Origin of the sequence: Collinsella sp. Sow4_E3 (genome assembly GCF_052116285.1) — a bacterium.
Taxonomy (GTDB): Bacteria; Actinomycetota; Coriobacteriia; order Coriobacteriales; family Coriobacteriaceae; genus Collinsella.
In genome coordinates this window covers 19,756-31,340 of record NZ_JBQKLJ010000001.1, presented here as the reverse complement: position 1 = coordinate 31,340, position 11,585 = coordinate 19,756, and the positions used below count along the sequence as shown (strand labels likewise).

10 protein-coding genes are annotated in these 11,585 nt (G+C 60.2%); 6 read left to right on the top strand and 4 right to left on the bottom strand.

Annotated elements, in window-relative coordinates; all coding sequences use genetic code 11:
• Nucleotides 1-54: 54 nt before the first annotated feature.
• Both ACTQ48_RS00120 and ACTQ48_RS00115 read right to left on the bottom strand, forming a co-directional pair.
• Entirely contained in the window at nt 55-1,074 is a 1,020-nt protein-coding gene (locus tag ACTQ48_RS00120; RefSeq protein WP_427795541.1) for a putative ABC transporter permease, read from the bottom strand.
• A 3-nt stretch (nt 1,075-1,077) separates the two neighbouring features.
• Complete coding sequence (locus ACTQ48_RS00115; protein WP_441569833.1) at nt 1,078-1,614, bottom strand: HD domain-containing protein; 537 nt, start codon at nt 1,612-1,614, stop codon at nt 1,078-1,080.
• Between the two features lie 227 nt (nt 1,615-1,841).
• On the opposite strand from ACTQ48_RS00115, the gene ACTQ48_RS00110 reads away from it, so the two are divergent.
• The 6 genes from ACTQ48_RS00110 to ACTQ48_RS00085 all read left to right on the top strand — a co-directional run bounded on the left by ACTQ48_RS00110 (nt 1,842) and on the right by ACTQ48_RS00085 (nt 8,594).
• Nucleotides 1,842-3,623 carry a 1-deoxy-D-xylulose-5-phosphate synthase gene (locus tag ACTQ48_RS00110; protein ID WP_441569832.1) on the top strand — a complete coding sequence of 594 codons (1,782 nt, stop codon included), beginning with the start codon at nt 1,842-1,844 and terminating at the stop codon, nt 3,621-3,623.
• A gap of 649 nt (nt 3,624-4,272) precedes the next feature.
• Nucleotides 4,273-5,268 (top strand): glutamate ABC transporter substrate-binding protein, encoded by a 996-nt coding sequence (locus tag ACTQ48_RS00105; RefSeq protein WP_154514875.1) that lies wholly within the window; start codon nt 4,273-4,275, stop codon nt 5,266-5,268.
• 138 nt (nt 5,269-5,406) lie between these two features.
• Nucleotides 5,407-6,066, top strand: coding sequence for an amino acid ABC transporter permease (locus tag ACTQ48_RS00100; protein WP_154514877.1), 660 nt, complete (start codon nt 5,407-5,409; stop codon nt 6,064-6,066).
• Nucleotides 6,063-6,896 (top strand): amino acid ABC transporter permease, encoded by an 834-nt coding sequence (locus ACTQ48_RS00095; RefSeq protein WP_441569831.1) that lies wholly within the window; start codon nt 6,063-6,065, stop codon nt 6,894-6,896. Before ACTQ48_RS00100 ends, ACTQ48_RS00095 begins: the two co-directional genes overlap by 4 nt.
• Nucleotides 6,897-6,932: 36 nt before the next feature.
• Nucleotides 6,933-7,697: an amino acid ABC transporter ATP-binding protein gene (locus ACTQ48_RS00090; RefSeq protein WP_441569830.1), complete on the top strand. Its 765-nt coding sequence runs from the start codon at nt 6,933-6,935 to the stop codon at nt 7,695-7,697.
• Between the two features lie 87 nt (nt 7,698-7,784).
• Nucleotides 7,785-8,594, top strand: a complete 810-nt coding sequence (locus ACTQ48_RS00085; protein WP_441563277.1) for a gamma-glutamyl-gamma-aminobutyrate hydrolase family protein — start codon at nt 7,785-7,787, stop codon at nt 8,592-8,594.
• Between the two features lie 71 nt (nt 8,595-8,665).
• Here ACTQ48_RS00085 and ACTQ48_RS00080 read toward each other — a convergent pair whose 3' ends face one another.
• Both ACTQ48_RS00080 and ACTQ48_RS00075 read right to left on the bottom strand, forming a co-directional pair.
• Nucleotides 8,666-10,546, bottom strand: a complete 1,881-nt coding sequence (locus ACTQ48_RS00080; protein WP_441569829.1) for a diguanylate cyclase — start codon at nt 10,544-10,546, stop codon at nt 8,666-8,668.
• A 211-nt stretch (nt 10,547-10,757) separates the two neighbouring features.
• Nucleotides 10,758-11,555, bottom strand: a complete 798-nt coding sequence (locus tag ACTQ48_RS00075) for an alpha/beta fold hydrolase (RefSeq protein WP_441569828.1) — start codon at nt 11,553-11,555, stop codon at nt 10,758-10,760.
• Nucleotides 11,556-11,585 lie beyond the last annotated feature (30 nt).

Sequence of the window (11,585 nt, the reverse complement as noted above, 5' to 3'; positions counted from 1 at the left end):
GCGAAACGAACGGGAAATACGCGAGCAAGGGAGCCGTGAGCGTGCCCGTCCCGGCTAGCGCCGAAACAGCTCGTGGGCGCGGTCGCGGAGATTAGTTGCTCGAATGACGCCCTCGTAGCGATTGATGCGCAAGCGCGGGAAAGCATTGAAAAAGCGCAGGTCGCGACGGCTGAGCGACACACTCGGCACCGGACGGCTCATGCGCTTGCCGGCAAGGCGACGACTGAGCGATGGACGCGGCATACTCGGCGCGGCATCGGCGACGCGGCGGGCAGCGAGCGCCAGGCCGCGAGCACCATCCGAGATAAACGTCGGCATCGAAGCCTTCTCACGAAGGGCATCGAGCGCCGCGTCGCCCAGCTCGGCCAGCCACGCGTTAACGGCGCGGCTACGGATATGCGTCTGCGCTACCGAGTCAATCGTCGAATCGGGAATACGTTCGAGCATGGAGTCCGAGGCATCGGCGAGCGACTCATTGATGCGGTCGGCAAGGTCGGCGCGCACACGCTCCAGCTGATCGGACAGGCGACGCCAACTGGCCAAAGAGAACACCGCGTCGACCATCATCGCAACCGCGACGATAAAGGCGGACAGCCGCACAATCAGCACCGGCAGATGGCCAAGCAGTCCCAGCAATGCCGGCTCCACTAAACGACAAATGCACAACGCGCCCAGGCCAAACGCGCAGGCCCAGTACAGGCAGATACGTCCGTGCAAGTTAAACGGCAGGTGCGAATAGTCCCAAAAGCGTGCGCCCGTTGTTTTTTCCAAAAGAAGGCCCACACTGTACTCAATCACGCTGCACACAAGCGCCGCGGCGACAAATTGGCTCGAGGCATCCGGAATCCCGCGCAGCAAAAGCCAGCAGGCTATGCCGCCCACACCATAGATAGGGCAACACGGCCCCAGCAAGAATCCGCTGTTGGCAAAGCGTCCTTGGTTGAGCATGGCGCAGACTGTCGACTCCCATGCCCAACCGCAAAACCCGTAAAAGGCAAACGAGAGCACCAGTGCCGAGAGCGGACAGGCGGCAAGCGTCGCGCCGTCAAATGCCATGTCGATCGCGGTCCCCACCGTCTACCCTCTCCTCTTTTCGCTCGATTCTTCACTCACGCCATCGTCTGCCTCGTCTTTGCGCGGCAGACGGCCGGCGACCGTCTCGCGCAGAGCGCACCATTTATCCGCCAGGCACACAATCCATGCCTCACGACACGTCGGCGGCACCGGCACCAGCGGAAACATATGCCGCACGATAATATTCCGCTCGCGCGACGTCAGCTCAAAATCTTCCTCCGCACGCGCCAGGGCAAAAAACGGATGCCGAAAGCCATGCAGCCGATGGCTCGGATCGGGATCGTGCCAATCGTAGAGAAAGTAATCGTGCAGCAGGGCTCCGCGCAGCAACGAGGCGCGGTCGACCGAGATACCGACACGGCCCAAGCGCTCGGCAAAGGACAGGCTCGCCCGCGCTACCGAGGTCACATGCGTATACACTGTCACATCGCCATGTTGGATAAACTCGCGCGTCAGGTCCAGACGGCCCGCCTGGGCGAGCTGACGGGCGGCATAGTCGACCTCGTGCGCGATTTTCTCGGCACGAACGACATCGGACATGCTGCCTCCTTCCAGCGACTCACGGCGACAAGCCACAGCCTGCACGCATTGAATTAATCATCATCGAATCTACCAGTATGGCATCGGACAAAACGTTTTGCCCCACCAGTTGGCGAATTACCGCGCCGCCGTCACATATCAAACGCCAAAATGTGCGAGACTGTTTTGTGCAATTGTGCCGGCCGAGGGAGCGCCGGCGCTCGATTCGCATGGAGTAACCCACAACGATGCTGCTTACGCAAACGACAACGCCCGAGGACGTCAAGGCTCTCGACCGCGCCGAGCTTCCGCTGCTCTGCGGCGAGATCCGCCAGGCAATCCTCGAAAGCTCCGCCGCCGTCGGTGGGCACGTTGCCCCCAACCTGGGCGTCGTTGAGCTTACGGTTGCGCTTCATCGCGTGTTTAACTCCCCCATCGACAAGATTGTCTTTGACGTTTCGCACCAGACCTACGCCCACAAGGCGCTGACTGGGCGCGCGTACACCTATATCGATCCGGAGCGTTATGGTGAGGCTTCTGGCTTTGCCAATCCCGACGAGTCCGAGCACGACCTGTTTGCCATGGGCCATACCTCCACGTCGGTGAGCCTGGGCTGCGGCCTTGCGCACGCTCGTGACCTGGCGGGCGACACGTATAACGTCATTACCGTTATTGGCGACGGCTCGCTTTCGGGCGGCCTGGCGTTTGAGGGCTTTAACAACGCCGCCGAGCTCGACAGCAACTTGATCATCATCGTCAACGATAACGACCAGTCCATCGCCGAAAACCACGGTGGCCTGTATCGCAATCTGGCCGAACTGCGCGCCAGCAACGGCACCTGTGAGCGCAACGTTTTCCGCGCGATGGGGCTCGACTACCGCTATCTGGACGCCGGTAACGATGTGTTAGCCCTCGTCGACGCGCTGCAGGAACTACGCAATATCGATCATCCCATCGTGCTGCACGTCTCCACCGCCAAGGGCAAGGGCTTTGAGCCGGCCCAGAGCGACCCCGAGCGCTGGCACCATGTGGGTCCGTTTGACATGGCAACCGGGCGCAAGCTCTGCCCGGGCCATCCGAGCGAGCCTGCGCCGCACACCTATGCCGACATTACGGGCGAGGCACTCAGCGCCGCCATCGAGCGCGATCCGCAGGTCGTGGGCATCACGGCCGCCACGCCCTACATCATGGGCTTTACACCCGAGCTTCGCGCCGCGGCCGGCAAACAGTTCGTCGATGTGGGCATTGCCGAGGAGCACGCCGTGACCTTTGCCACCGCGCTTGCGCGCTCGGGCGCCAAGCCAGTCTTTGGTGTGTACGGCACGTTTTTGCAGCGCGCCTACGACGAGTTGTGGCACGACCTGTGCCTCAACGACACCCCCGCAACCATCCTGGTGTTTGGCGCGTCGATCTTTGGCACCACTTCCGAGACGCACCTCTCGTTCTTTGATATATCCATGCTGGGCGGACTTCCCAACATGCGCTATCTGGCACCGGCCTGCATGGAGGAATACCTGTCCATGCTGAGCTGGTCGCTCGACCACCGCGAGCATCCCGTGGCGATCCGCGTTCCGGGCATTGGCCTGGTTAGCCGCCCCGATTTGGCGCCCGCCGAGGACACCGACTACAGCGCCGTTCGCTACGACGTGGTGCGTCAGGGCCGCGACGTTGCCGTGCTCGCGCTTGGCGATTTCTTTGAGCTGGGCGAGCGCGTGACAAACCGCTTGGCTGCCGAATACGGCATAGAGGCCACGCTCGTCAACCCGCGCTTTGCAACCGAGCTTGACCGCGAGTCTCTCGATGGCCTTGCCGCCGAGCATCGCGTTGTCGTCACCCTCGAGGACGGCATCTTGGACGGTGGCTGGGGCGAGCGCGTCGCGTGCTACTTGTCCTGCACGCCCGTGCGCACGCGCACCTTTGGCATCGCCAAGGGCTTTCCCGACCGCTACGATCCCAACGAGTTGCTTGCTCAGAACGGCATAACGGTCGAGAACATGGCCGCCGAAGCGGTACGCCTGCTGAACGAGTAGAAAAACCTCCGCAAGGGAAGCACCCCTGCGGAGGTTTTTATTTTCCCAACTCAATTGTCTCGATCTGTAACACCTAGAGGACAAATCCTCGCCCAATTGTTACAGATCTAGACAAACCGTCTTTGCCCCTGTTGTTTGTCTCAATCTGTAACAGATAGAGAGCTTTTGTCCATCCAGATGTTACAGATCGAGACACTCAAGTCCCCCTAAAGAGAAAATCTCAATCTGTAACAGTTACTCGGCAAAAATGGCTGCAGATGTTACAGATTGAGACAAAACAGCGAGGCAGGCCGCCACATCCGCAAGAATCACCACAAAGGTGCCCGTCCCCTTTGTGGTAGTTTTAAGTCATGGTCGGCGCGAAAAACGAATAGCCGTTCATACGCGATCTCCTTACTTATATATGTCGCGGTGCCGCCATTATAGCGACCGCCGCGAGCGACCATGCCGTCCGCAAAACGCTATCTCAGCTGTAATAATCGACGTTTGCCCAGATAAAACCTGCCAAAATAAACCTGTCCCTTTTTGGTAGGTAGAATTACCCATAAGGTAAGTATGTTTCTGAGTTATTTCGTGTTGACCCATTTGAGCGCGATAGGGTATAACTCTATTCAACCGCTAGGGATTTTATTGAGAAAGGTGTTCTACCATGAGCAAGAACCTCTCCCAGCAGGTCGTTTTCGACCGTCGCGGCTTCATCGCCGCCACCTTTGCAACCGTCGCCGGCCTTGGTCTTGCCGGCTGCTCCGACACCAGCGCCGAGGCCGACAAGGGTTCCGCCGCCGGCTCCTCCAAGAGCCCCGAGGACACCGAGGCTTCCACCACGCTCGATGCCAAGGCATTCGACAAGCTCGTCGACAACGGCCCCAAGGCCGATGATGACGCCATCGCCGCCAGCACCTGGGCCACGGCCGTCAAGGACGCCGGCGTCTTTAAGATCGGTGGCGTTCAGACCTCCACGCTCTTCTCCCTCCTCAACGAGAAGGACGGCAAGACCCGTGGCTTCGACGCCGGCATCGCGCAGCTCCTGTCCAACTACATTCTGGGCGAGAACAAGGTCGAGATCACCCAGGTGACCTCGGACACTCGTGAGTCCGTCCTGCAGAACGGCCAGGTCGATGCCGTCTTTGCCACCTACACCATTACCGATGAGCGCAAGAAGCTTGTCTCCTTTGCCGGTCCCTACTACTACACCCAGCAGGCCATCCTGGTGCTCGCCGACAACGACGACATCAAGAGCGTCGACGACCTGGCCGACAAGAACGTCGCCGTCCAGTCCGGCTCCAACGGCCCCGCCATCCTGGAGGAGTTCGCCCCCAAGGCCAGCCAGCAGGAGTTCAAGACCGACGAGGAGGCCCGCCAGGCACTTCAGCAGGGCCGCGTTGACGCCTACGTCATCGACAACAACATGCAGCAGAGCGCCCTGGTCCGCGAGCCCGGTAAGTACAAGATCGCCGGCAAGCCCTTCGGCAGCAAAGAGCCCTACGGCATCGGCCTGCCGCTCGATTCCGACGGCGTCGCCTTTGTCAACGACTTCCTTAAGAAGATCGAGGACGATGGCACCTGGACCGAGCTGTGGCAGATCTGCATCGGCGATCGCACGGGCGACACCAACGTTCCCGAGCTGCCCGAGATCGGCGCCTAGACAGCGAGCCCAGTAACGGCCGCTACGAAACCATACGGAAACGCACGATGCGCTTTATTGCGCTAAACTGTTTCCACACTGAGTTGTCGGGGCTTCCGTACACACGGGAGCCCCTTTCCTTATCGGCGGGAGGTCCGCATGAGTCTCTCCGAGCTCTGGTCGCTCTATGGCCAGAACTATATCGACGCGCTGCTAGCAACCTGGGGCATGACGCTTGAGTCGTTTGCCATCGCCATGGTGCTGGCCGTCGCCGTCACCGTGATGCGCGTGTCGCCGCTCAAGCCGCTGCGCATTTTTGGCGACCTGTATGTTCAGGTCTTCCGTAACATCCCCGGCATCGCGCTGCTTATCATCGTCGTCTATGCGCTGCCGCCGCTCAAGGTCGTCCTGCCCTACCGCACCTGCGTTATCGTCGCCACGGTCCTTTTGGGCTCGGCCTTTGGCTCCGAGAACTTTATGAGCGGCATCAACACCGTCGGCGTCGGCCAGGTGGAAGCCGCTCGCTCGCTCGGCATGAGCTTCAGCCGCATCCTCGCCAAGATCGTGATTCCGCAAGCGCTGCGCTCGAGCGTACTGCCCATGACCAACCTCTTTATCGCCGTCATGCTCACCACCGCACTCGGCAGCCAGGTACCGCTTCAACCGCAGGAGCTCACCGGCGTGGTGAGCTACATCAACACGCGCTCGCTCGGCGGCGTCGCCGCGTTCTTTATCTCGGCGCTCGGCTATCTGGGCACGGCCTTTGTGGTGAGCCACATTGGCAACTACATCGATAAGAAGGTGAGGATCCTCCGATGAGCAAGCATTCCACCTCCGCGCTCACCATGCGCGATGCGCTCTACGAGGCCCCCGGCCCCAAGATGCGTGCCAAGATTCGCATCGGCACCGCCATCTCGCTTGTTGCCGTCGCCGCGCTCGTCGTCCTCGTATTGCAGCGCTTTTATGTGACCGGTCAGCTTTCGGTCCACTATTGGTATTTCTTTACGCACCTCACCACCTGGAAGTTCCTGCTTGCCGGCTTTGAGGGCACCGTTAAAGTCGCACTCACCGCTGGCGCCATCGCGCTGGTGTTGGGCCTAGCCCTTATGCTCGGCCGCACCAGCGACATTAAACCGCTGCAGCTGGTCTGCCGCGTGCTCACCGATTTCTTCCGCGGCGTACCGAGCCTGCTGTTCATCTACTTCTTCTTTTTGGTGCTGCCTCAGTACAAAATTGCGCTGCCGTCGTTTTGGATGCTCACGCTCCCCGTCGCGCTCGCTGCAGCCGGCGTGCTGGCCGAGATCTTTCGCGCGGGCGTCAACGCCGTGCCGCGCGGCCAGATCGAGGCAGCCCAAGCGCTCGGTCTCTCCAAAGCTAAAATCACCTTTAAAATCGTGCTGCCGCAGGCGATTCGGTTTATCATTCCGTCGTTGATTTCGCAGCTTGTGGTCGTAGTCAAAGACACCACCGTCGCTTACGTGGTGAGCTACCCCGACCTCATGCAAAATGCCCGCGTGCTCATTACCAACTACGACGCCCTCGTGTCGGTCTACCTGGTAATCGCGGTCATCTACATCCTCATCAACGTCGCGATCAACAAGGCCGCTGTCTACGTTTCGCACAAGACCGGCGCGACCATCATCCGCTAACGCTTTACCATTTCCAGTCATAAGGAGCCGAGCACCATGGCACAGAGCACCTCTTCCACCGGCAGTCAGCCGCTGATCGAGCTCAAGCACGTCGATAAGCACTATGGCGATCTGCACGTCCTCAACGACATCAATCTCTCGGTCGACCGCGGCGAGGTCGTCGTCGTGATCGGCCCCTCGGGCTCGGGCAAGTCGACCATGTGCCGAACCATCAACCGCTTGGAAACCATCGACTCGGGCGAGATCCTCATCGAAGGCGAGCCCCTGCCGCAGGAAGGCAAGGACCTTGCCCGTATGCGTGCCGAGCTGGGCATGGTGTTTCAGCAGTTCAACCTGTTCGCACATATGACCGTGCTGCAGAACGTCATGCTGGGACCGGTCGACGTGCTGGGCGTCTCCAAGGACGAGGCCCGCGAGCGCGCCATGGACCTGCTGGGCCGCGTGGGCGTTGCCGAACAGGCCGATAAGGTGCCCGCACAGCTCTCGGGCGGCCAGCAGCAGCGCGTAGCCATCGCCCGCTCGCTTGCCATGCAACCCAAGGCCATGCTTTTTGATGAGCCCACGAGCGCCCTTGACCCCGAGATGATCAACGAGGTGCTCGAGGTCATGGTCCGTCTGGCCCAGCAGGGCATGACGATGATCGTCATTACGCACGAGATGAACTTTGCCCGCCGCGTGGCCGATCGCGTCGTGTTTATGGCCGACGGCCAAATCGTGGAAACCGGCACGCCCGACGAGTTCTTCGACCACCCCCAGACCAAGCGCGCCCAGGACTTCCTCAACTCCATCAAGGGCCACTAACCAGCAACCCCGTGGGACAAATCCATTGAAAGTGTTGTCCCACGTCTCTCATGCGCCCTGTCACCTTCAGATTCGAAAGCAGCACCCATGATCGGAACACGTACTTCCTCGTCCTATACCCCGCACGTCGACGTTGCCCCCTCCGACCGTCCGCTCATCCTCGTCGCGCCGCGTTGGGAAGAGGCAAAGCCGTTTTTAAGCGAGACACTCTCCCCCAACGAGGAAATCGCCAGTGTCTTTGTCGATGCCATCCTTGCCGCCGGCGGCCTGCCGCTGCAGATGTCCATCACCGAGGACATTGAGGTCATCCGTCATTACGTCGATATCGCCGACGGCATCGCCATTCCCGGCGGCCCCGATGTCAATCCCAAACGTTGGGGCGATGATCGACCCTACGACCCCACCCTCTGCTGCGAGATCCGCGATAGCTTTGAGTTTAAGCTGGTCGACGAGGTGCTCCGCGCCAAAAAGCCGCTCTTTACCACCTGCCGCGGCACGCAGCTGCTCAATGTCGCCACCGGCGGCACCCTGTGCATGGACGTACCGAGCCTGGGCGCTCGCGAGGGGCGCACACAGTGGCGCCATACCCACGTGCTCAACGACCCTGTGCATCCCGTCGAGGTCGTGCCGGGCTCGCTTCTGGAGCGCGCGGTTGGCGGGCACAGGCTTATCCAGACCAACTCCGCACACCACTGCTGCGTCGAGCGTCTGGGTAAGAGCACGCGCTTGGTCGCCAAGGCAACCGACGGCGTTCCCGAGTGCATCGAAGTCGAAGGCCAGCCTTTCTGCCTGGGCGTGCAATGGCATCCCGAGTACACCTGGCAGACGCTCGAGACCGACTTTAACCTGTGGAAGTCGTTTGTCCAGGCGGCGGCCAAGGTAAAGCAGGCCCGCTAGTTCGCGAACCGCACAACAGATAAGGACGCCCCGCCGGCCACATGGTCCGACGGGGCGTCCCTTTGCCTAGCTTAAACCGAAGGGAACGCGACAACGTCCGCAGGGCGCTCCAGCGTCTCGGCAATGCGATCGCGCACTTCGAGCAGACACTCGATAAGCAGCGGATTGAAAGCGCCGCACTCACCGTCCAGAATCATCCGAATCGCCTCTTCTTGCGAAATGGCGTCCTTGTACACACGTACGCTCGTCAACGCATCGTACACATCGGCCACCGAGACCACCTGAGCGGCAATGGGGATATCGTCGCCCTTAAGACCGTCAGGATAGCCCGTACCATCCCAACGTTCATGATGCCAGCGGGCGATTTGGTACGCATAGTCCAAAAGGGCACTTCCTTCATGGTTTCTGCCCAGATTGCGCAGCATGTCGGCGCCAATGGTAGTATGCGTCTTCATTATTTCACACTCTTCGGGCGTCAGACGTCCGGGCTTGTTGAGAATCGCATCGTCGATCGACATCTTGCCGATATCGTGCAGCGCCGACGCCAACGCAATCGAAGAACGCTCCTCGTTGCCAAGAGAGTACTTGTCGCTCCGTCGCGCCAAGTCGCCAAGCAGCAGCTCAGTCAACTTCTCGATATGCGTGACATGCCTGCCGCTTTCGCCATTACGGACTTCCATGACGCTCGCCATGATGTCGACGAGTATACGGCTGTTATTGACGCGCGCATTGTACTGCTGCGACAGCAGACTCGTCAGACGACGCTGTTTGGCATACAGTCGAATAATATTGTTGACGCGACGACGCACAATGCGGTCATCGAACGGGCGACTGATATAGTCCGAGGCGCCCAAATCGTAAGCACGTAACACCACGTCGTCGGTGTCTTCGCTCGAGATCATAATAACAGGTAGGCTATCGAGGGCTGCCTGACGCGAAAGCTCGGCCAGCACCTCACAGCCGCTCATGTCCGACATGACAATATCGAGCAGCACGAGGGACAGGTCGCCACCATAACGGTCAACCGCATCGAGCGTGGCGCGACCGCTATCGGCTTCTAGAATGCGATAGTCGTCCTTGAGCATCTCACCGAGGATGGACCGGCTCACTTTGGAATCGTCGGCAATCAGCACCAGGGGCTTTTGGCTTTGGAAGGCCTCGATGGAATCGGCATCGGTCACGACCGTACCGGCTTTTGTCTTAGCGTGGCTCAGTAACTGGACAGCGCGGCCAACGCCCTCATCGACTGTCTCGCCATGAATGCGAACGCCACCAACACATGCCGTCAAGCTCACGTACTCATGGCCCGAAATAATCGTGGCATGAACGGCATCGGATACCTGATGCAGGCGACGGGTGAAGTCATCGGAGGGAATATTGGGCATGACGACCACAAACTTGTCGCAGCCATAGCGCACAAGCTCGTCAGTCGAACGGATTCCGCTGCGTATGGCTGTCGCCACAGCACCGAGCGCAAGGTCGCCGGCATGACGGCCACACGTATCATTGACGACCCTAAAATCATCAAGGTCGATCATCGCAACGCCGGCATTCATGCGGGCGCTACGGAGCTTTTCCTCGTAATATCGGCGATTGCGCACGCCCGTCAGCACGTCGGTGTAGACAAGGTCCTCTTCTGTGGCCTCTTGCTCATCAATCGGACGCACCATCAGCAAGACGTGAGGCTCACCCTCGACCTTTAGAGGGCGCAGACGGGCGCGGTACTCAACACCATCGTTGAGCAGTTGCTCCGACACCTCACCCGAATCTGCCAAGGCCTCAAGACTCGACTGACGCAGACAAGGGCAGCGATCGCCGGCGAGCAAGCAGTTAGGCTCGCTCTTAATCTGATCGGCCGACAGCAAACGCACCACGGGGTAGGTCTTCGCGACGCGGGCGACCTCAGCGGCAGCCTCCTCGTCGGTTAGATTGGCCTCGTGACTATTGAGCATATGGGGCCCTTTCGATAGTTTCGCATGGTAGCGATGGGTTCCAAGTGTTACAAGGGTAACACCTTGCCGATGCAGGTAAGCACGTGAATGCTGTTACATTTTTATGAGTTGGCAGGCGACGCGATTGAAGCCGCAGACGTGAGGTTTTGAGCACATTTGTTAACACGGCCGAAACGTTTGCGGGTGAAGGCTGTTTCGGCTATTGCAAGCGCTAGAGCCCCAGGATGCCACGAACAGTCTGGGCAGCCGCTGCCGGGCGATCGCGCAGGCCGTTGTGCGCGCCGGGAACCATTACGAGTGGACAGTCCAAAAGCTCAGCCGCCATCCTCGTGCCCGCCTCGCGGGGCGTGCCAATCGAGAGTTCACCCAAGAGCACGGCGGCCACCGTTTTCGACGCGCGAACGCTATCCCAATCGGGAACGCAGGTCATAGTAATCCCGTATTCGTTTGCCATGAAACTGCGGCCGTTGCGCAGGGCATGTTTGGCTTCTGCCTCGGTTAACTTGGGGGCCTCAGGGTCCGAATCGCCGATGGCGCCAAGGAAGGCCCGTAACGCCCTGGAGACCTTTCCCGCCGCAACCATCTCGAGCAAAACCGGGGCTGCGCCCAAGCCAACGCCCTCGCCTGTCACGGCCGGCTCATGCAAAATCGCAGACGATACTGCCGCCGCATCCGCATGAAGGAGCTCAAGGGCAACGAGCGTGCCAGCGCTGTGCGCGAGGACATTTGCCGGGGCGCCGGCATGTTGGATAACAGCTCGCAGGTCGGCAGCCTGAACTGCCAGATCGTAGCGTCCGTCTGCCGCATCGTCGCTCTCGCCGCAACCACGGCGGTCATAGGCAATGACGCGATAGCCACAGGCGAGCTCGCGGGCGATGCCGTCAAAAAATGTGCCGTCGACGCACGCACCGTGCACGCACACCAAGGCGGGCGCATCGGACGATACATCCGGGCCGGCATACTCGCGGCAGGCAATCGTGGTGCCCGCATTTTCGACCGTAAAATCCATGTTGTGATCCTATCGTCAACGCCATAGGCC